This is a genomic window from Streptomyces sp. BR123, assembly GCF_013401435.1.
In the GTDB taxonomy this organism is placed as follows: Bacteria; Actinomycetota; Actinomycetes; order Streptomycetales; family Streptomycetaceae; genus Streptomyces.
Genome location: NZ_JACBGN010000004.1, coordinates 1 through 19176, shown reverse-complemented (window position 1 = coordinate 19176; position 19176 = coordinate 1). Strand labels below are relative to the sequence as shown.

The 19176-nt window shown below is 72.6% G+C and carries 20 protein-coding genes; 8 read left to right on the top strand and 12 right to left on the bottom strand.

The window, feature by feature from the left end; translation table 11 throughout:
* Positions 1-78 precede the first annotated feature (78 nt).
* Positions 79-1500: a nicotinate phosphoribosyltransferase gene (locus HYE82_RS01025; protein ID WP_179171962.1), complete on the top strand. Its 1422-nt coding sequence runs from the start codon at positions 79-81 to the stop codon at positions 1498-1500.
* Here HYE82_RS01025 and HYE82_RS01020 read toward each other — a convergent pair.
* From HYE82_RS01020 to HYE82_RS01010, 3 genes are all read right to left on the bottom strand, one after another.
* The gene (locus HYE82_RS01020; RefSeq protein ID WP_179171961.1) at positions 1472-2170 is read right to left on the bottom strand and encodes a pyridoxamine 5'-phosphate oxidase family protein; all 699 of its coding nucleotides are present in this window, start codon (positions 2168-2170) and stop codon (positions 1472-1474) included. The genes HYE82_RS01025 and HYE82_RS01020 overlap by 29 nt on opposite strands.
* Before the next feature lie 205 nt (positions 2171-2375).
* Positions 2376-2843, bottom strand: coding sequence for a pyridoxamine 5'-phosphate oxidase family protein (locus tag HYE82_RS01015; protein ID WP_256986809.1), 468 nt, complete (start codon positions 2841-2843; stop codon positions 2376-2378).
* A 55-nt stretch (positions 2844-2898) separates the two neighbouring features.
* Positions 2899-3141 (bottom strand): SHOCT domain-containing protein, encoded by a 243-nt coding sequence (locus tag HYE82_RS01010; protein WP_256986808.1) that lies wholly within the window; start codon positions 3139-3141, stop codon positions 2899-2901.
* A 225-nt stretch (positions 3142-3366) separates the two neighbouring features.
* Here HYE82_RS01010 and HYE82_RS01005 point away from each other — a divergent pair, with 225 nt between their 5' ends.
* A complete protein-coding gene (locus HYE82_RS01005) occupies positions 3367-3831 on the top strand; it encodes a Crp/Fnr family transcriptional regulator (RefSeq protein WP_179171959.1) in 465 nt (154 codons plus the stop codon).
* 47 nt (positions 3832-3878) lie between these two features.
* Here HYE82_RS01005 and HYE82_RS01000 read toward each other — a convergent pair whose 3' ends face one another.
* The 5 genes from HYE82_RS01000 to HYE82_RS00980 form a co-directional block, all read right to left on the bottom strand.
* On the bottom strand, positions 3879-5609 hold the full coding sequence (locus tag HYE82_RS01000) for a GAF domain-containing protein (RefSeq protein ID WP_179171958.1): 1731 nt from the start codon (positions 5607-5609) through the stop codon (positions 3879-3881).
* Between the two features lie 86 nt (positions 5610-5695).
* Positions 5696-5959, bottom strand: a complete 264-nt coding sequence (locus tag HYE82_RS00995) for a DUF1918 domain-containing protein (protein WP_218782132.1) — start codon at positions 5957-5959, stop codon at positions 5696-5698.
* A 2-nt stretch (positions 5960-5961) separates the two neighbouring features.
* Positions 5962-8538, bottom strand: a complete 2577-nt coding sequence (locus HYE82_RS00990; RefSeq protein WP_179171957.1) for a cation-transporting P-type ATPase — start codon at positions 8536-8538, stop codon at positions 5962-5964.
* 7 nt (positions 8539-8545) lie between these two features.
* Positions 8546-9409, bottom strand: coding sequence for a universal stress protein (locus HYE82_RS00985; protein ID WP_179171956.1), 864 nt, complete (start codon positions 9407-9409; stop codon positions 8546-8548).
* Entirely contained in the window at positions 9406-10305 is a 900-nt protein-coding gene (locus HYE82_RS00980; protein ID WP_179171955.1) for a universal stress protein, read from the bottom strand. Before HYE82_RS00980 ends, HYE82_RS00985 begins: the two co-directional genes overlap by 4 nt.
* 323 nt (positions 10306-10628) lie before the next feature.
* On the opposite strand from HYE82_RS00980, the gene HYE82_RS00975 reads away from it, so the two are divergent.
* From HYE82_RS00975 to HYE82_RS00955, 5 genes are all read left to right on the top strand, one after another.
* Complete coding sequence (locus tag HYE82_RS00975) at positions 10629-10907, top strand: BON domain-containing protein (RefSeq protein ID WP_309144157.1); 279 nt, start codon at positions 10629-10631, stop codon at positions 10905-10907.
* Between the two features lie 37 nt (positions 10908-10944).
* A complete protein-coding gene (locus HYE82_RS00970; RefSeq protein ID WP_179171954.1) occupies positions 10945-11802 on the top strand; it encodes a universal stress protein in 858 nt (285 codons plus the stop codon).
* An 89-nt stretch (positions 11803-11891) separates the two neighbouring features.
* Positions 11892-12494, top strand: coding sequence for a CBS domain-containing protein (locus HYE82_RS00965; RefSeq protein ID WP_179171953.1), 603 nt, complete (start codon positions 11892-11894; stop codon positions 12492-12494).
* 13 nt (positions 12495-12507) lie between these two features.
* Positions 12508-13113, top strand: coding sequence for a CBS domain-containing protein (locus HYE82_RS00960; protein WP_179171952.1), 606 nt, complete (start codon positions 12508-12510; stop codon positions 13111-13113).
* Between the two features lie 109 nt (positions 13114-13222).
* A complete protein-coding gene (locus HYE82_RS00955) occupies positions 13223-14104 on the top strand; it encodes a universal stress protein (RefSeq protein WP_179171951.1) in 882 nt (293 codons plus the stop codon).
* A gap of 110 nt (positions 14105-14214) precedes the next feature.
* Here HYE82_RS00955 and HYE82_RS00950 read toward each other — a convergent pair whose 3' ends face one another.
* The 4 genes from HYE82_RS00950 to HYE82_RS00930 all read right to left on the bottom strand — a co-directional run bounded on the left by HYE82_RS00950 (position 14215) and on the right by HYE82_RS00930 (position 18243).
* Positions 14215-14466, bottom strand: a complete 252-nt coding sequence (locus tag HYE82_RS00950; RefSeq protein WP_179172005.1) for a DUF1876 domain-containing protein — start codon at positions 14464-14466, stop codon at positions 14215-14217.
* A 205-nt stretch (positions 14467-14671) separates the two neighbouring features.
* Positions 14672-17047 carry a phosphoenolpyruvate synthase gene (gene ppsA, locus HYE82_RS00940; protein WP_179171950.1) on the bottom strand — a complete coding sequence of 792 codons (2376 nt, stop codon included), beginning with the start codon at positions 17045-17047 and terminating at the stop codon, positions 14672-14674.
* A gap of 276 nt (positions 17048-17323) precedes the next feature.
* The gene (locus HYE82_RS00935; RefSeq protein WP_179171949.1) at positions 17324-18007 is read right to left on the bottom strand and encodes a pyridoxamine 5'-phosphate oxidase family protein; all 684 of its coding nucleotides are present in this window, start codon (positions 18005-18007) and stop codon (positions 17324-17326) included.
* A gap of 74 nt (positions 18008-18081) precedes the next feature.
* On the bottom strand, positions 18082-18243 hold the full coding sequence (locus tag HYE82_RS00930) for a hypothetical protein (RefSeq protein ID WP_179171948.1): 162 nt from the start codon (positions 18241-18243) through the stop codon (positions 18082-18084).
* Positions 18244-18466: 223 nt separating this feature from the next.
* Here HYE82_RS00930 and HYE82_RS38810 point away from each other — a divergent pair.
* Positions 18467-19176 (top strand): CBS domain-containing protein (locus tag HYE82_RS38810; protein ID WP_309144156.1); only part of this gene is annotated, 710 nt, incomplete at its 3' end.

Here is a 19176-nt window from a genome sequence, read left to right as displayed (position 1 = left end):
GGGGGCAGGGGTTCGTCCGGCCCCGGCGCGGTCCCGGGTTGTCCAGCGCATTCTCCGCCTGCGCGGCACGCTGGAGGCATGTCGGATGTGACCACAACAGACCTGTACGAGGTCACGATGGCGATGTCGTACCTGGGCGAGGGCATGGACGCCGAGGCGACCTTCAGTCTCTTCGTGCGGGACCTGCCCCCGGGACGGGGCTTCCTCGTCGCCGCCGGGCTGGAGCCCGCCCTCGACTACCTGGCCCGGTTCGAGGTGACGGCGGACGACGCCCGCGTGTTCGCCGAGGCACTGCACCGGCCACCGGCGGATCTGGCTCCGCTGGTGGGCCTGCGGTTCGAGGGCGAGGTGCGCGCGGTCGCCGAGGGGCGGCTGGTCTTCGCCGGTGAGCCGCTGATGGAGGTGACGGCGCCCCTCCCCCAGGCCCAGCTCGTCGAGACGTACCTGCTCAGCCAGCTCTGCCACCAGACGGCCGTCGCCTCCAAGGCGGCACGCTGTGTCCTGGCCGCCCGGGGGCGGCCGGTGGTCGACTTCTCGTTGCGCCGCAACCACGGACCGCAGGCCGGTTTTCAGGCGGCCCGGCTCGGTGGGCTCGTCGGGTTCGCCGCGACCAGCAACGTCGACGCCGCAGTCAGACTGGGCCTGCCCGCCTCCGGCACCATGGCGCACTCGTACATCGAATCCTTCCCCTCCGAGGAGCAGGCGTTCCGGGCCTTCGCGCGCGCCCATCCCGGTCCCATCACCCTGCTCGTCGACACCTACGACACCGACCGGGGCGTGACGACCGCCGCCCGAGTCCTGGCCGGGCTACGGCGCGGTCCGGGCTGCGCGATCCGCCTCGACAGCGGTGACCTCGGAGAGCTGGCGCACCGCTCCCGCGCCCGGCTGGACGCCGCAGGCCTGCCTGACGTGAAGATCATCGCCAGCGGCGGTCTGGACGAGTACGCGATCGACGACCTGATCCGCTCCGGGGCTCCCGTCGATGTCTTCGCGGTGGGCACCCGCGTGGGTGTCGCCGCGGACGCACCGTATCTGGACGCCGCGTACAAGCTGGTGGCCTACGGCGGGCGGCCGGTGATGAAGCTGTCCTCGGCGAAGGCCACCGCTCCGGCGCCCAAGCAGGTGTACCGGTGGCCCGGGCGGGCAGACGTGATCGCCCTCCGGGACGAGGCGCGTCCGCCGGGCGCGGACCCGCTGCTCGGTACGGTGATGCGGAACGGCCGCCGGACCGGCCCGAGCGACTCCCTCACCGCCGCGCGCTCCCGCTTCGAGGCCGACCTCGACGCCCTTCCGCAGGAGGCCAGGCACATCCAAGACCCCCGGCCCCCGGCTCCGACGACCTCGAAGCAGCTGTCCCTGCTCACGGAGAAGGTGCGCAGACAGCTGCTCTCGGAATACGGGGGCGGCGGATTACGGGGGCACCGTGCCGGCGGCATCACCGATCGAGGCCGGCACGTGCCGTCCCGGAAGGTCAGCGGCACGCCACCCGTCGGCCCGTGAGCCGGACCGGGGTCAGCTTCATCCAGTGGCTACGGGTACCGCCCGCCCAGGGTGTGGAGTGGACCGCGTCGGCCAGGCGCTCGAGCTGGGCCGGGTCGGTCGCTTCCTGGAGCACCCCCACGGCAAGCACGCTCCACGCCCTGGCCGCCACCTCGTCGATCCGCTCCACCTCGAAGGCGGCCTCGCTGCCCGCGGCCCGTGCCAGCACCGTGTCGGCCGCAGTACGGAAGGTGACGTCCCCGGCGGCGATCAGGTAGTTCACGGGGTGGACGGCGGGACCCTCGGGGGTGAAGACGGCCACCCGGCCGATGCCCCGGACTCCGAGCAGCCGTCGGCACTCCTCCTCGTCCAGAGTGACCGGCCGAACGTCGGGGGCCATGGCGGGCGGCCCCGGATCGCGCTCGGAGCCCGTGCCGGCCAGGGCGTCGACGGTGGTGCCGAGCGCATCGGCGAGACGAGCGAGCGTCCCGATCGCCGGGAGGGCGACGTGCTCCTCCAGGCAGGCGACGTAGTGCGCGTCGGCGCCGCAGCGCTCTCCCAGCTCCTCGCGGCTCATGCCGGCCGCGGTTCGACGGGCGGCAAGCCGGCGCCCCAGGTCGGTCCGGCCTCCCGTCGTCCGGCCCTCGGGCTCGCGGGGTGGAGGGTCTCCCGGTCCACTGATGGTGGTCATGACGTCATCGCTCCTTCGGCTGCTCGGCCGCCGCGTCGTGCTGCGCTCCGTACGGGGGCGCTCTTCGTTTCCTTCCTCCGGTACCGCCGGGCCGACCCCCGGCCGGGCCGCCCCGCATCGGCCGGTCGGTCGGTCGGTCCCCAGTGCGTGCCGGTCGGTCGGTCCCCGAGCCTCTGCCCGCGCAGCCCGGTTGCCACGGGCCCCCTCAATGCAGTCGGAAGCCGGTGACCAGGCCGGGCGTGATCCGGATGGGACCGGAGAACGCGCCCTCGACCCAGGGCAGGAGGAGGTGCGCGTAGCGCTCCAGCTCGATCGGGTCGGTGACGGCGGTGGCGTAGCCGGTGGCCACCACGCCCCAGCCGACACGGGCTTCGGGATCGATGGTGTCGGCCTCGTACGCGACGACCACGCCCGTCCCTTCCTGCGCCTCCATCAGGGCTGCGAGCGTCGATCCGTCGTGGGGGCGGATGATGATGTCTCCGGCGTCGAGAACGTGATTGACCGGGCGTACGGCGGGCAGCGCGTGCCGGGTGAAGACGACGCGCCCCAGCCCTACGCTGCCGAGCAGCTCCAGCGCTTCCTCGGCGGCCAGCTCTTCCACCCGTCGCCCCGGCGCTTCGGCCGAGGACCGGGACGGGGCGTGGGCCGTGCCGAGCGGTTGGCTCTCCATCATCGGCGCCCCTCCGGTCGGCAGGCGAGCCGCCAGGACTCGGCCCGCGGTGGGCATCTCACTCTCGCGGGAACGTGGGGCCGGGGGCATGGCTGCGCAGCACCGCGAGCCGCCGCTCGTACTCCTCGTCGTCGATCTCGCCCCGGGCGAACCGCTCGGCAAGCAGGCCCTCGGCCCCCTTGCCGCGTCCGGAATCCGGGGCGGCTGCCCGTCCGTCCGCGCCCTCGCGCTTGAAGGCGCGGACCAGAAGCACTGCCAGCGCGACGATGAGAGCCCCGAGGATCAGCGCGGTGAGTGACATGGCGAACCATCCCCAGGCGCCCATGCCATGGCCGTTCCAGTACATCTCGCACCTGCCGGGTCGAAGGGGGCCGGCGGCCGTGGACGAGCCGTCTGCCTCCCAGCGTCTCGCTCTGCACGGATCCGGGCATAGGCCGTTCGGGACCGGGATGGGGGCCACAGGGCCCAAGCCGGAAATGCGCCCGCGCGCGAAGACTGGAGACGAACTCGATTCAGGAGGCCGTCCATGAGCGCCCCGTCACCCATCCGAATCGCCACGGCACTGCCCGCCGACTGCCGCACCCGCTTGATGGAGATGGCCCGGGAGGTGAACTTCGCCGAGGGGACCCGTCTCTTCCGCGAGGGCGGCCGTGCCGACCGGTTCTGGATCGTCCGGTCCGGCACCGTGACCCTCGACGTCCACGTGCCCGGTCGGCGCGCCGCGGTCATCGAGAGCCTCGGCGCCGGCGAGCTGGTCGGGTGTTCGTGGCTGTTCAAGCCGCATGCCTGGCGTCTGGGTGCCGAGGCGATGACCCCCGTGCGCGCCTACGAATTCGACGCGGCACGTGTACGCACGCTGATGGATGCCGATCCCGTCTTCGGCTCCGCCGTCGGCCACTGGGTCGGGCAGGTCCTCGCCCACCGCCTGCAAGCCACCCGGATCCGCCTGCTCGACCTGTACGCCCCCTACGGCAGCGGCAGCAGCCTGTGAAGCCCACGTGACCGGTACCCGGCCTCGCGGGGAGCGGCGCCGGTCGGTCACAGGCCCGACGAGGTCAGGGGGACCTCCCACTCCAAACAGGTACCGCGCGTGCCCTCGCCCCGTGCAGCGGCCTCCATCCGGCCTCCGAGTTGCACGGCGCGCTCGGCGAGATTGCGCAGTCCGCTGCGCCGACCGCCCTCCGCCAGGCCGATGCCGTCGTCCGTCACCGTGACGGTCAGTACGCCGTCCGCCGCGACGATGGCGACCTCCACGCGGGTGGCTTCGGCGTGCCGGGCGACATTCGTGAGGGCCTCGCCGAGTACGGCGAGGACCTCGTCGGCCACGGCCGGCGGTACATCGGTGTCGATCAGCCCTTCCATGCGCAGGGCGGGGGCGAAGCCGAGTCCGGCCGAGGCCTCGTCCAGGGTCTGGACGGCCCGGGAGCGCAGCTTCGAGCCCGTGGCGGGGGTCTCGTGCTCGCGCAGCCCGAAGATGGTCGATCGGATGATCTTGATGGTGGCGTCGAGGTCGTCGACCGCCCGGGCGAGCCGTTCGGATGCCTCCGGGTGCTCGACCAGCCGCTGGGCGCCCTGGAGGGTCATACCGGTGGCGAACAGGCGCTGGATGGCGAGGTCATGGAGGTCGCGGGCGATGCGGTCGTGGTCCTCCAGCATGCTCACCTGTTCGGCGTCGCGGCGGCGGTCGGCCAGTTCCAGGGCCATGGCCACCTGCCCGGCAAAGCCGGGGAGGGCGGCGACCTCCGCGGTGGCGAACACCGCGCGGCCGCGGCGCCTGGCCAGGATCAGGACGCCGCTGAGCTTCTCCTTCGTGCTGACGGTGACGGCTACGGCCGGGCCGCAACCCTTCCAGCGTTCCGGCTGCACGGTGACGTTCCCGTCGGTCTCCATGTCCTTGACCGTGATCAGACCGTCCTGGGCGAGGGCGGCTTCGGCCAGGGTGCCCTGGGTGCTGGGCAAGACGATCCCGCGGTGCGCTTCGGCTCCCTCCCCCGAGGCGAGGGAGCCGCGCAGTTCGCCGGCGGGTCCGAGGAGGTAGAGCACACCCGTGTCGGCGCTGGTCATGTCCTTGGCCCGCTCCAGCATGCCTTCGAGGACCTCGTCCTCGGAGGCTCCGGACAGCAGGGCACTGGTGATCTCGGAATTGGCCGCCAGCCAGCGCTCCCGCAGACGCACCTCCTCGAAGAGACGGGCGTTGTCGATCGCGATGCCAGCGGCGATGGCGAGGGTGGACAGGAGTGCCTCGTCTTCCTCGTCGAAGTCTGCGCCGCCTCGCTTCTCGGTGAGGTAGAGGTTGCCGAAGACCGCGTCGCGGACCCGGACGGGGACGCCGAGGAAGGAGTGCATCGGCGGGTGGTGGGCGGGGAAGCCGTAGGAGGCGGGGTGCTCCGAGATCTCGGACAGCCTCAGGGGCTGCGGGTTGCGGATCAGCTCGCCGAGGATGCCGTGGCCGGAGGGCAGGTCGCCGATCTGTGCGCGGAGGTCGTCGCTGATGCCGACGGGCAGGAACTCGGCGAGTCTTTCGTCGTCGCCGATCACACCGAGCGCGCCGTACTCGGCGTCCACCAGGACCACGGCGGCTTCGACGATGCCGCGCAGGACCTGGGGCAGGTCCAGTGCCCGGCCGACCGACATGACGGCTTCGAGGAGGCCGTTCAGCCGGTCCCGGGTCCCCCTGATCTCGTCGATGCGTACCTGGAGCTCTTCGAGCAGCTCGTCCAGCCGCAGCCGCGGCACACCGCTCCCGGCAGGCCGACCGCCTGCGCTCATGTCCCACCTCCGGCCGACAACGACGGTGAGAGGACCACATGTCCACCGTAGCTCCGGCAGGAGGGGGCCTCCCGTCCAGCCGGGAGCTACTGATCCGATCGGCTTCCCGCGGCGGGGCGTGCCGCCCCTTCGTGCAGGTGCCGGACACGGGCGTCGGGGCCCGGGAAGAACACGCTGGTGCGGCCGGTGTCGGACCAGCGCACGTCGTACGGCGGGGTGCCGTCCTGGTGGTGCAGGGCGACGACTTCCCCGTCCCGGCCCGGCTTGCCGACGGTCGGGCCGCCTACGACGATCTGGTCGCCCACCTCTGCGTGGATCCCGGGCCCGTGTCCCGGTGCGTACGTGTTCATGGTCAAGCCTTTCTGCGGAACGCGCCCCGCAGGAGCCGGGCGGCGACGAAGGCTGCGAGGGCTGCGGCCGAAGCGAGCCAGACACCGGTCCAGCCCACGGGCTCGGTGTCCAGCAGAGACTGCAGGACGGGCAGGTGCAGGGCGGCGATCGCCAGCACGGCGGATCCGGCCACGGAGGCCGGGAGGAAGAGGTTCGCCCGGGTCAGCAGGCGGGCCCGCAGGCCCAGGGCCACACCCAGCTGGGCGCCGAGCAGGGCCAGGAAGAGCACGCTCTGCCAGGGCAGGCCGATGGCGCGGGCGGCGACGCCGGCGATCAGGCTGACCGCCGTCACGGCCGCGGCCAGGGCGAGGAGGCGCTGCCACACTCCGGCGGCGAGGATGTGCTGGCCGGGCGGCCGGGGCGGGCGGCGCATGGCCTCCGGTGAGACGGGCTCCGCGCCCATGGCCACACCCGTCAGGCCGTGCGTGAGGAGGTTGATCCACAGGATCTGCCCCGCGCGGAGCGGCAGGGGCAGACCGAGCAGCGGGCCGATCAGCATCACCAGGATCTCGGCTGCTCCGCCGGCCATGGCGTAGACGAGGAAGCGGCGGATGTTGTCGTACACCCGGCGCCCTTCTTCGACGGCCTTGACCACGGTGCCGAGCTGATCGTCGGTGAGGACGAGGTCGGCGGCCTGTCGGGCCACCTCGGTACCGCGGGCGCCCATGGCGACGCCGATGTCGGCCTGGCGGAGGGCGGGGCCGTCGTTGACCCCGTCGCCGGTCATGGCGGTGACGGCGCCGCGGGCCCGCCAGGCGCGGACGATGTCCAGCTTCTGCTGCGGGTCGGTACGGGCGAAGACCCGTACGCCGGTCAGGTCGGTGTCCGGGGCGGCTGCCAGCTCGGGTCCGGTGAGGACCTCCCCGCCGGCGCCGTCCTGGACGAGGCCGGTGCGCTCGGCGATGGCACGTGCTGTGGCCGGGTGGTCGCCGGTGATCAGGACCGGGGTGATGCCCGCTTCCCGGCAGGCGGTCAGGGTCGCGGCGGCAGCGGCCTTCGGCGGGTCGCTGACGGCGATCAGGCCGAGCAGGCGCAGGCCCTGCTCGGCCTCGGCGGCCGGCAGGTGCCACTGGAGCCGCTCGATGCCTGCCACGGCCAGGACGCGGAACCCGTGGGCGGCCAGCGCGGCAGCCTGCTCGCGGGCCTGGTCCAGCAGTTCGGGCGGCTCGGCGAGCACCCGGGGAGTGAGGACGGCCTCGGGGGCTCCCTTGAGGCAGACCAGCACGTTTCCGTCGGGCAGGTGGTGCAGCGTGGTCATGCGCTTGCGGAGGCTGTCGAAGGGGGCTTCCGCGATCCGGGGACAGGCCTGGTGCAGCTCGGCCTGGTCCGGGCAGCCGGCTTTGGCAGCGGCTGTCAGCAGTGCTGCCTCCATGGGATCGCCCACGGCCGTCCAGGCGTCCGATCCGGGCCCGGGCGGCTTGAGGCTCGCGTCGTTGCACAGGGCCGCCGTGGTGAGCAGCTCCCGCAGCGGGCGGAGCTGTTCGGGCGTCAAGGAGTGCCCTGCCCGAGTGAGCTTCCCCTGCGGCTCGTAGCCGCTGCCGGAGACGTCGGCGCCGCCGGAGGGCGTCCACAGCTGCTGGACGACCATGCGGCCCTCGGTGAGGGTGCCGGTCTTGTCCGTGGCCAGCACGCTCACCGAGCCCAGTGTCTCGACGGCGGGCAGGCGGCGGACGAGCGCGCCCCGGGCCGCCATACGGCGGGCCCCGAGGGCGAGAGCGAGGGTGACCACGGCCGGCAGGGACTCGGGCACCGCGGCGACGGCCAGGCTGATGGCGGTGACGGCCATCGTGCTCGGCGCGAGACCGCGCAGCAGGCCCAGGGCGAAGAACAGCACGCACAGGGCGATGGTGACGGCAGCCAGGATGCGCCCGAGGGAAGCGAGCCGGCGCTGGAGCGGGGTCGGCTCGTGGCCCCCGTCGAGCAGGGCGGCGATCCGGCCGAGGGCACTCGCCGGTCCGGTGGCCGTGGCGGTGGCGGAGCCCCGGCCGCGGACGACGACGGTGCCGGCGCTCACCGTCCCGCCCGGAGCCTTGTCGACGGCCTCGGATTCACCGGTGAGCATCGATTCGTCCATCAGGAGCGCGGACGCCTCGGTCAGGTCGGCGTCCGCGGCGACGATGTCGCCCTCGCCCAGCAGCAGGGTGTCCCCGGGCACCACGAGTGCGGCGGCAACCTCGTGCGCGGCTCCGTCGCGCAGCACCCGGGCGTGGGGGGCCGAGAGAGCGGAGAGCGCGGCGACGGCGCGGTCCGCCCTGACCTCCTGGGCGACCCCGACGGTGGTGTTGACGACGATCACCAGGCCGATGACCACGGCGTCCGGGTGGTCCCCGATCGCGATCGTCAGCAGTGCGGCACCGAGCAGCACCATGATCAGCGGATCGCGCAGCTGTGCGAGCACGCGGCGGTACAGGGGCGTCGGCCGGGGTGGTGGCACCTCGTTGCGGCCGTGGCGGACCAGCCGGCGTTCGGCTTCGGCCTGCGTCAGCCCCCGTTGTTCCTGGGCGCGGGCGGCCGGTGTGTCGGTGGTGCGGCTGGTCATGTCTGTCTCATTCGGTCGGGATGGTGATCACCGGGCAGTGCGCACGGTGCAGCAGACCGTGCACGACGGATCCGAGGCGCATGCCGGTGTAGCCGCCTCGGCCGCGACGGCCCACGACGACGGCCAGAGCGTGCTCGGCCGCCCGGGCCAGCTCCTCCACCGGATGGCCCACGAGTACCTCGTGGGTGAGGCGCACGTCGGGATACTTCTCCGAGAGCCCCGCGGTGGTCTCGGCCAGCAGGGCTCGCTGAGCCCGCAGGGCGACTTCCTCGTCGTGCAGCAGGAACACCGGCGGCTGCCACACCGAGACGGCCCGCACGGCCGCGCCGCGCAGATCGGCCTCGTCGAGGGCGAACCCGAGCACGGTGGCCGAGGCGGCGCTGCCGTCGATTCCGGCGACGATGTACGGCGGCTGCTGGGTGGTGTGCTCGGCGTCGCCCACGACGACGACCGGGCAGGGGGCCTGTGCGGTCACCGGGACCACGAGCGATCCGGCGCCGACCACCTCCGCGACCCGGCCGAGGTGCCGGGAACCGAGCACGACCATGCGGGCCTGCCGGGCCGCCTCGGCGATGACGGGGGCGGGGAAGCCACCGCGCAGGTCGCCGGCCACGGCCAGCTCGGGATGGCGTGCGTGGACCCAGTCACGTGCCTGCTGAAGTCTCTCGGCCCCGGTTCGCCGCAGGGCGACCTGCCCCGGGGTGTCGTCGCCGTGGTGGGTGTCGTGCGGGGGTGGCACGGCGAGCACCAGGCGCATCGGGAGGCGGCGCCGGTACGCCTCGTCGGCGGCCCAGGCCAGGGGAAGGTGCCACTCCCGGACCGGGTCGATGCCCACGAGGACGTCACGCGCATCTGCCCGGCGGCCGGTCATGACGGGCTCCCGGAGTCGGTGCCCTCGCGGGGGATGAGGAGCACGGGGCAGTCTGCGTGGTGGAGCACGCTGTGCGTGGCCCTGCCCAGGTTGCGGCCGAGTCCGAGCAGGGAGGGGGCCCTGCGGCCGCCCATGACGAGCAGGTCGGCACGGCGGGACGCCTCGACGAGCACTCCGGCCACGGATGTGCTCTTCTGCGCGTCGCTTTCGACGGTCAGGTCGGGGAACTCGTCGCGGATCGCGTCCGTGACGGCCTCCAGGGCTGCGGCGCGTTCCCCGGCGGTCTCGTCGAGCAAGGTCACCGCATTACCGGGGGACTGGAAGACGGGCCACACGTGCAGCAGTCGCAGGGACGCCTTGCGCAGCTCGGCCTCCTGAGCGGCGTACCGGGCGCACACGAGGTCGTCCGCGTCACGGACGGCGGCGAGGACGGTTCCCCGCTCCTCGGTCCCGTCGATGCCGCGGACCACGATGACCGGGGTCCTGGCACCGGCGGCCGCTTTGAGGCCGACGGAACCGAGCATGAGCGAGTTGAAGCCGCCCAGGCCGCGGCTGCCCACGACGATCGTGCCGTGCAGGCCGCCGGCCCGGTGCAGGGTGGTGACGGCATCCGAGCGGCTGAACTCGGCGGTCACGAGCAGACCGGGGTACTCGGCAGCCACGGCCTTCGCCGTGTCGTCCAGGATCTCCCGGCCCGCGGCACGGACCTTCTCGATGGTCTCCGCCGACACGTACAGGGCCCTGCCGTCGGTGTCGGCACCGTAGACGATGTGCAGGGGGCAGCTGCGGCGTACGGCCTCCCCGGCGGCCCACAGGGCAGCGCGCCGAGCGGGCTCCGAGCCGTCCACACCGACGGTGACCGAGCTGGTGTCCGGGGTACGGATGGTGCTTTCCACTGTTACTCCCAACCCAGAAACCGACGGGGACACCACCCACGCTGACATCCGCGGTGTCTTGGGAAGAGGGCCGCACGGGACCGCAGCCGGGCCCAAAGGTCCCCATCGGTCCGGCGCGGGCCCCGTACCGCCCTGGTCCGGGGTCCTTCCGGGCCCGGGACGGGACCGTTCGGCCCTCGATTCCCCCTCCGCTCCGGCGGAGGGTGAGTGGCACAGCCACACGGGGCATCGGCCTCGCGTGACCCGGCACAGCAGGAGGGCCCCATGAAGCACGTCCCGATCCGCTGGGCGGCGGTGCTCCGGTGAGGCTTCCGGCGGCCGGCGTGCGTGCGTTGCTGCGCCCGGACGCCGAGATGCGCCGACGCGTCGACGCGGTCCTCGGAGACGTCGCGGGTGTATCGGCCGACGAGGTCGAGGTGCACGTCGTGGACGGCATCGTCACCCTGGACGGCAGGATGCGACACCAGAGTCAGCTGCCCGTACTGCTCGGCCTCGTCGAACGGCTCGACGGAGTCGTGGCCGTCGCCTCGCGTGTCACGGCCCGCTCCGACGACACGGTGAGCACCCATGCCGGGCACAGCCGCCACGCGATGCCGTGGTGACGCCCGGTCCACCGCCCGTCTGGAGGAGCCCGTCAGTATGAAGAACCACGTGACAGTCGGGGTCGACGGCTCCGCGGAGAGCCGGGCGGCGGCGCGCTGGGCCGCGCGGGAAGCCGTCTTGCGGCAGGTGCCGCTGCGGGTCGTCCACGCCGTCGACTGGCCCCTGGACCCGGTACTTCCCGGCCTGGGCAAACAGGGTGCGGACCGGTGGGCGGACCAGGCCCTGACCGAGACGGCGCAGGAACTGCACCGGCGCCATCCGCACCTGGAGATCACGACCCGCTGCCCGACGGCACGGCCGGCGGCTGCCCTCGCCGCCGAGGCCGCAGACGCCGCGCTGCTGGTCCTGGGCTCACGCGGCCTGGGCGGTCTGGTCGGTTTCCTCATCGGCTCGGTGGCGCTGTCCACCGTGGTCGCCACCGACACCCCGGTCGTCCTCGTCCGCATGGCCGACGACCCGGACGGGCCCGGCACCGGCATCGTCGTCGGTGTCGACATCCACGAGGCCTGTGACCGGGTACTCGCCTTCGCCTTCGAGGAGGCGGCCCGGCGCGGCTGTCCGCTACGGGCAGTACACGGCTGGAAGATGCCTCCCGCCTACTCCTACGTCCCCCTCTTCGACCCGGACAACGAACGGGAGATCGGTCAGAGCGTCACGCACATGGTCGACGACATGCTGCTGCCCTGGCGGCACAAGTTTCCGGGCGTGGACGTCACCCACAGCGTTTTCAGGGGAACCGCAGGGGAGCACCTCGTCGCTGCTTCCCGGGGTGCTGGGCTGGTCGTGGTGGGGCGCCGCCTGCGGCGCTCACCCCTCGGCGCCCACGTGGGCCCGGTGGCCCACGCGGTGCTTCACCACGCGTCGGCACCCGTCGCCGTCATCGCCCATGACTGAACCGGTCCGCAGGTCCGGTTCCGAGGAGTCCGAACCCGACGGGCCCGACAGTCCCCGGACACCAGGAGTTCCTTCACGGAGGCAAGGCCATGAAACACCTGCGCACGGTCGATGACGTCATGACACACGCCGCGATGTCCGTGGACCGCAGCACCGCGTTCAAGGACATCGTGGAGACGATGCGGATGTGGAACGTCAGCGCCCTCCCCGTTCTGTCCGAGGACGGACGGGTGGCCGGTGTCGTCTCCGAAGCCGACCTGCTGCTCGGGGAACAGGACACCGACCCGGACCGCGCGACCACCGCGGGGCAGCTGATGACCCGCCCGGCCGCGACGGTGAGGAAGGAGGCCACCCTCCGTGCCGCGGCACGCCTGATGGCGCGGCGCCATCTCAAGCGCCTGCCCGTGGTCGACGGCGACGGCCGCTTGGTCGGTGTCGTCAGCCGCGGCGACCTGCTGAAGGTGTACCTGCGTCCGGACGCGGACATCGGCACCGAAATCCGTGAGTTGATCACGTACCAGCTGATCCCGCACGGCTCCGCCGAAGTCCACGTGCACGTCTCCAGCGGCATCGCCTACCTGTACGGATCCCTGCCGGATCCCACGCTGGAAGACGTCGTGGTCCGCGCCGCCGGCACCGTGCCGGGCGTCGTGGACGTCAAGGCCGACTTCACGGTCCCGGCAGCAGCCTGAGGGGGAGACCGCCATGAGGCACCGCAGCGTCGCAGACCTGATGACGCCCACTGCCGTCACGGTCCGCCCCGCCACGGCGTTCAAGGAGATCGCCCGGCTCCTGCAGGAGTTCGACATCACCGCCATGCCCGTCGTGGACGAGACCGGGCGCCCGGTGGGCGTCGTGTCGGAAGCCGACCTGCTCTGTCGGCGCACTGTCGGCAGTGCCCCGACAGCCGAGGACCTCATGACGAGCCCGGCCGTCACCGGCCGCCCCGAGTGGAGTGTGGTTCGCGCGGCCCGGGTGATGCAGCGGCACGGGGTCAAACGCCTGCCGGTCGTCGACACGGACGGTCGAGTGATCGGGGTGCTCAGCCGCAGCGACCTGATCCGGCTGTTCCTCCGACGCGACCGCGCCATCCAGGAGGAGATCGTGGAGGACGTCCTGGCCCGTACCCTGCGCATTGCTCCTTCTTCGATCACCGTCGACGTGGACGACGGGCAGGTGACGCTCAGCGGCACGGTGCCCCGGCCCGAAGTGCTGCCCGTGGTCGTCCGGCTCTGCCAGAGCGTCGACGGAGTCGTGGACGTCGACAACCGGCTGACCTGTGTCCCGGCCGCCGACGCCGACCGTGTCTGAGGAGGAGCGAAGGAGCGGACAGTCCCCGGTCGGGCCGACCGGGCCCACCCGGCATTCGCACACGGCAGAGCCTGAGAGCAGCCGTGTATCCGACCCGAGGAGGACCATCATGTCGCACCGGATCACGGCAGGCCTGGACGGATCGGACGCGGACCGCGCCTGTGCCGACTGGGCGGCCGAGGAAGCCGAACTGCGCGGCGCCGACGTGGACCTCGTCCACGTCGAGGACTGGCCGCTCTCCGCGCCCTTCGCCGTACCCCTGCCCGAATCCCGCCGAAGTTGGACCGAGGGCCTCCTGGCCCGCGCCCGGCAGCGACTGGCGCGCGAGCACCCCGCGCTGGCCATCAGCACCCGCCGGATCGACGGCCTCGCGACGGCCGACGCCCTCGCGTCCGCCGCCGCGGACGCGGACCTCCTGGTCCTCGGCTCACGCCGGCTCGGCGCGGTCGCCGGGTTCTTCATCGGATCCACCGGTTCGGACACCATCCCCAGGACCGAGACGCCCGTCGTCCTCGTACGCGCGGCAGCCGAGAGCCCGGACGGCCCGGCAGAGCCGGCGGGCGGCGACGGGCCGGTGGTGGTCGGAGTGGACCTCCGGAGCAATTGCGACCGGCTGTTCGCCTTCGCCTGCGAGGAAGCCCACCTGCGCTCCTGCCCCCTCGTCGTCATCCACGGCTGGTCCCCACCGCCCATGCTCGCCTACGTTCCCACCCTCGATCCCGGCGTCGAGGAGGAGATCGCCGACAGGCTGGAAGCCAGGCTCCGGGAACTGCTGAGCCCTTGGGCACGGAAGTACCCCCGGCTCGTGATCGACTCACGCGCCGTCATCGGACAGCCCGCCGTACAGATCCTCGAAGCGGCATCCGGCGCCGCGCTCGTCGTCGTCGGTCGGCGCATCCGCCGCTCGGCCCTCGGCACCCACATCGGCCCCCTCACCCACGCGGTGATGCACCACGCCACCTCCCCGGTAGCCGTCGTGGCGCACGACTGAGGACGCACGGACAGGAGCCGTCCCGTGACCGTCGTCGCCCGGCTCGCCGGCGACGACGGTCACCGCGGCCCACGCTTCCGGTCTGCCCCGGTGGCCGAGGGCCTGCCCGCTCACGGACGGGTTTCGGCGGCCTCCATGTCGCCCTGGGCGAGACGCTTCAGCTGCGCACTGAGGTCTTCCATGGCTCGTGCTGCGGCGAGCTCGTCACCGATCTCCGGTACGTCCGCGTCCGCGGGGTTGCAGTGCGCGGTGCCGTGGCCGGTGAGCTTCGTGGTGCCGGTGTCCAGCTCGACGCGGACCTTGGTCGTGCGGTCTTCCTCGAACAGGTAGACGCGGGTCTTCCACTCGCCGGTGTGTGACATGGCGTTCCTCCGTTGTGGGTTCAGGGGCCGCGGTGCCGGAGCGGGGGCGCGTAGACGAGCGCCACGGTGGCCGTCTGCGGGCAGTACGACGGCCTCCAGCCCGTCCTCGCGCAGGGTCCGGCCGATCTGCTCGGCGATGCCGGCCGTGGCGCCGTCCTTGGTCCCGTACGCGACCAGGGCTCCCTTGGTGGTCATGTCGGGCCCCCTACCTGCGCTCCTCGGCCGCCGCCACGTGCTGCTTGACGGCGGCGAAGCTGTCCGGGGCCACGGATATGGAGTCGATCCCGACGTGGACGAGGAATGCTGCGAAGGCAGGATCGTCGCTGGGACGCTGACCGCACAGGCCCACGGGTCGCCCCGCGGCCTGGGCCCGCGGGACGAGGGTGCCGATGAGGCGGGTGACTGCCGGGTCGTTCTCGTCGAAGACGTGGGCGAGGGCTTCGGAGTCGCGGTCGACACCGAGAGTGAGCTGGGTGAGGTCGTTACTGCCGATGGAGAATCCGTCGAATCGCTCGGCGAAGTCCTCCGCGAGAACGATATTGGCGGGGATCTCGGCCATCACGTAGACCTTGAGCCCGTTCTCGCCGCGGCGCAGTCCCTCCTCGGCCATGACGGCGAGGACCTTGTCGGCCTCTTCGAGGGTGCGGCAGAAGGGGATCATGACGATGACGTTGGTCAGGCCCATCCCGTCGCGGACGCGGCGCAGGGCCCGGCATTCGAGGGAGAAGCCCTCGCGGTAGCCGTCGCTGTAGTAGCGGCTGGCGCCCCGCCACCCGATCATCGGGTTCGGCTCCACCGGCTCGAAGGGCCGGCCGCCGAGCAGCTTGGCGTACTCGTTGGTCTTGAAGTCGCTGGTGCGGACGATGACCGGGGCGGGCCACCGGGAGGCGGCGATCCGGGCGATGCCGTACGCCAGGCGGTCGGTGAAACAGCGGGTGCGGTCGAGGTGTCCCTCGGTGAGCTGATCGACGGCGCAGCGCTCGGCGGAGTCCAAGCGCTCTGGGTGCAGCAGGGCCATGGGGTGGACCTTGACCTGGTGGGCGACGATGAACTCCAGTCGGGCCAGGCCCACCCCGTCGGCAGGCAGCCGCCACCAGCGGAAGGCCGCTGACGGGTCGGCGAGGTTGAGCATGACCCGGGTCCGCGTGGCGGGCAGCGCGGCGAGGTCCGTTTCGGTCTCCTCGTACGGCACCAGGCCCGCGTACACCTTGCCGCGGCTGCCTTCCGTGCACGAGACGGTCACGGGGGCGCCCTCGCCCAGGACGTCGGTGGCGTTCCCGGTACCGACGACGGCAGGAACGCCGAGTTCCCGGCTGACGATCGCGGCGTGCGAGGTGCGGCCCCCGTGGTCCGTGACGATGGCTGCGGCCCGCTTCATGATCGGTTCCCAGTCGGGGTCGGTGACCGGGGTGACGAGCACGGCGCCCTCGGGGAAGCGGTCCAGGTCCACGGGGGTCTCAAGGCTGCACACGGGGCCGGCACCGATGGCCTCGCCGACTGCGATGCCTTCCGTGAGGGCGTCGCCGGGCGTGCCGGTGAGGCGGCAGCGGCGCAGAGTGGTCGCACGTCGGCGGGACTGTACGGTCTCCGGGCGGGCCTGGACGACCGCCAGGTCGCCGGTGATCCCGTCCTTGGCCCACTCAAGGTCCATCGGGCAGCCGTAATGCTCCTCGACGGCGACGGCCCACCGGGCGAGCCGGCACACCTCGGCGTCGGTCAGGACTCGTCGGCCCTGCTCCTCGGCGGTGGTGTCGACGGTATCGGTCAGTCCGCGTGCAGCGTAGACGGCCTTGCAGCGCTTGGCCCCGATGCGCACGTCGATGACGGGGTTCAGGGCAGGGTCCTTGAGACCGGGCTTGAAGACGGTGTACTCGTCGGGGTCGGTCTGACCGCTGACGACGGTCTCGCCGAGCCCCCAGGCCGCGCTGACCACCACGACCTCCGGGAATCCGGTCTCCGGGTCGAGGGTGAAGATCACCCCGGCGCCGGCGAGGTCCGAGCGGACCATCACCTGGACACCGACGGACAGCGCGACCCGCAGATGGTCGAAGCCCATCCGCTCGCGGTAGTCGATGGCCCGGTCGGTGTAGAGGGAGGCGTAGCACCGGTGCACGGCCTCAAGAAGAGCCTCGGTGCCGCGCACGTTCAGGTACGTCTCCTGCTGGCCGGCGAAGCTGGCCTCCGGGAGGTCCTCTGCGGTGGCGCTACTGCGTACGGCCACCTCCGGATCAGGCCTTTCCAGTGCGCGCCCGAGGTCCTCGTACGCGGCGGCGATCGCGTCCCGCAGCGCCTCGGGCAGCGGCTCGGCCATGATCAGCGAGCGGATTCCCGCTCCCACGTCCTCGAGCGCCACGCCGTCGTGGAACCGGTCGAGCTGCTGCTGGATGCGGGTGCGCAGCTCGTGTCCGTCGAGCAGTTCGCCGTAGGCCTCTGCGGTCGTGGCGAAGCCGGGCGGCACGGTCACGCCGGCCGAGGCGAGCCGGCCGGTCAGCTCGCCCAGTGAGGCGTTCTTCCCGCCGACGCGGCCGACGTCGCCGAGGCCGAGCCGGGTGAACGGTATGACGCGTCGCGTGTCTTCCATGGCTTCCTCCGGTGCCTGCGTCGCGGCGGGGGCTCAGTACGGCAGGGTGCGGCCGGACGGCGTGCGCAGGTCCAGCGGTGCGGGTCTGCGGGGCTGCTTCGGCCGGGACTGGATCCTTGTGCGCCGCATCGTGGCCACCTTCTTGGGGAAGCGACGCCGGTATGGCGTCCGGGTTCCGGGATCACGCCGCCGGCTTCTTCCAGGCGGCAGCGTGGCGGGCCGCCGTGGCCAGGAGCACCCCGTCCGTGTCGAAGACGACCGCGCGGACGGCGCCCATCAGCCGTGCACCACGCGGCGGCCGGTGAGCCGGACGGGGGTGAGCTTCATCCAGTGGGTGCGCTCGCCGCCGGCCCACGGGTGGGACCGGCCTTCGGCGTTCAGGTGCCGCAGTTCGCCGGCGTCGGTGACGGCCGCGAGTTCGCCGACGGCGAGGACGCTCCAGCCTTCGGAGGTCACGTCGTCGATGCGGTCGATCTCGAAGGCGGTCTCGGTTCCCGCCGCTCTGGCGGCAACGGCGTGCGCATGCGTACGGAAGGCGATGCCGGTCCCCGTGACCAGGTAGTTGACGGGCAGGACGGCCGGGCCGTCGGGGGTGAAGACGGCGATGCGGCCCACGCCGTGCGTGCCCAGCAGCCGCCGGCACTCGGCCTCCTCCAGCGCTGCGAGCGAGGTGTCGCGCCGGCCGGTGGACCGGCCGGGGACCCGGTCGGCGCTCGCGCCGGTCAGGTCGTCGACCGTGACGCCGAGGGCGTCGGCGACGCGGACGAGGGTGCCGATGGACGGCGAGGCCGCGTGCTCCTCCAGGTAGGCGATGTAGTTCGCGTCCGCTCCGCACTGACGGCCCAGCTCCTCACGGCTCAGGCCGAGGGACTCGCGGCGGGCCGCCAGGCGGCGGCCGAGGTCGGTGCGTCCGCCCGTACCGCCGGACGGCCGATGTGGGGTTCGCGGGCTGCTCGTCATGGCGATCACTGCTCCTGAGGTGGCACGGCGAACCGTCTCGCCGGGGTGTATGTGCCGTCGAGGACGCCTACCTCCTACGAGGTCGAGGTCGGGATCGGGAGGATGCCCGCGAACAGGGCCGCCTCGTTGCCCGGGTTCCGGCCGGGGGTCACGTCGGGCACGTCGCCTTTGACCAAGTGGTCCGGCACGTGCCGCCGGCCGGTCCGTTCCGGCCCGTCGGGGACCGGTCCCTTCACAGCCCGGCCTCCTCTCTGCTCTACGGAAGTGTCAACGCCAGGCTGTCCCTCCTTCTCTCTGCCGCGCTTGGGCCGGTCGGGCCCGACGAGGGACCGGTCGGGCCCTCCGCCGGGCGGAGTCGGATGCGATGGTTGAGATCGGCATCCGTTCCGGAAGAAGGGCTGCTGCCATGCCGCCGTCCCGTGGTTCCGCCCGTCCGGCCCTGCTGCCCTCCTCGGCGGTGTGCGGACGGTCACCGGCAGCACGTTCCTCGTCGAGAGGGACCACACCCGGATGCTCGTCGACTGCGGGCTCTTCCAGGGTGTCGCGGACCCGCGCCGCCGCAACCGGGCCGAGCGGCCCTGCGACGCCGCCGACATCCACGCCGTCGTCGCCGCCCTCCGCAGCGACAGCACCCGTCCGCACCACGTACCCGTCCACATCGACAGCCCCGTGGCCCTGGCCGCCCTCGGCGTCTACCGCCACGCCGTACGGGCCCGCTCCCCCGAGCTACGGCCCGAGCAGCGGACCGGCGGTCATCGTCTCCTCCGCCCGCGCCCGGCTCCTCGACCTGTTCGCACCCCACGGCAGCGGATCACCACTCGCCCACGCACGCTGAGGACCGCCATGATCTCCACCCCGTACACCGTCGCCGACGTCATGACCACCAGGGTCATCGCCGTCACCCCGTCGACCGGCTTCAAGGACATCGCCGCCGCGATCGAGCGGTGGAAGGTGACCGCCCTCCCCGTCATCGAAGGCGAAGGCCGCGTCGTCGGCGTGGTGTCCGAAGCGGACCTCCTGCCCAAAGAGGAGTTCCACGAGCACCGCCCCGGAATGATCGAGCAGATGCGCCGCCTCGGCGCCACCGCCAAGGCCGGCTCCACCCGCGCCGAGGACCTCATGACCACCCCTGCGATCACCATCCGCCCCGACGCCACCCTCCCCCAGGC

Coding starts and splice junctions, on each gene's coding strand:
- HYE82_RS01025 (WP_179171962.1), top strand. CDS start 79: ATGTCGGATGTGACCACAACAGACCTGTACGAGGTCACGATGGCGATG.
- HYE82_RS01020 (WP_179171961.1), bottom strand. CDS start 2,170: ATGACCACCATCAGTGGACCGGGAGACCCTCCACCCCGCGAGCCCGAG.
- HYE82_RS01015 (WP_256986809.1), bottom strand. CDS start 2,843: ATGATGGAGAGCCAACCGCTCGGCACGGCCCACGCCCCGTCCCGGTCC.
- HYE82_RS01010 (WP_256986808.1), bottom strand. CDS start 3,141: ATGTCACTCACCGCGCTGATCCTCGGGGCTCTCATCGTCGCGCTGGCA.
- HYE82_RS01005 (WP_179171959.1), top strand. CDS start 3,367: ATGAGCGCCCCGTCACCCATCCGAATCGCCACGGCACTGCCCGCCGAC.
- HYE82_RS01000 (WP_179171958.1), bottom strand. CDS start 5,609: ATGAGCGCAGGCGGTCGGCCTGCCGGGAGCGGTGTGCCGCGGCTGCGG.
- HYE82_RS00995 (WP_218782132.1), bottom strand. CDS start 5,959: ATGAACACGTACGCACCGGGACACGGGCCCGGGATCCACGCAGAGGTG.
- HYE82_RS00990 (WP_179171957.1), bottom strand. CDS start 8,538: ATGACCAGCCGCACCACCGACACACCGGCCGCCCGCGCCCAGGAACAA.
- HYE82_RS00985 (WP_179171956.1), bottom strand. CDS start 9,409: ATGACCGGCCGCCGGGCAGATGCGCGTGACGTCCTCGTGGGCATCGAC.
- HYE82_RS00970 (WP_179171954.1), top strand. CDS start 10,945: ATGAAGAACCACGTGACAGTCGGGGTCGACGGCTCCGCGGAGAGCCGG.
- HYE82_RS00965 (WP_179171953.1), top strand. CDS start 11,892: ATGAAACACCTGCGCACGGTCGATGACGTCATGACACACGCCGCGATG.
- HYE82_RS00960 (WP_179171952.1), top strand. CDS start 12,508: ATGAGGCACCGCAGCGTCGCAGACCTGATGACGCCCACTGCCGTCACG.
- HYE82_RS00955 (WP_179171951.1), top strand. CDS start 13,223: ATGTCGCACCGGATCACGGCAGGCCTGGACGGATCGGACGCGGACCGC.
- HYE82_RS00950 (WP_179172005.1), bottom strand. CDS start 14,466: ATGTCACACACCGGCGAGTGGAAGACCCGCGTCTACCTGTTCGAGGAA.
- ppsA (WP_179171950.1), bottom strand. CDS start 17,047: ATGGAAGACACGCGACGCGTCATACCGTTCACCCGGCTCGGCCTCGGC.
- HYE82_RS00935 (WP_179171949.1), bottom strand. CDS start 18,007: ATGACGAGCAGCCCGCGAACCCCACATCGGCCGTCCGGCGGTACGGGC.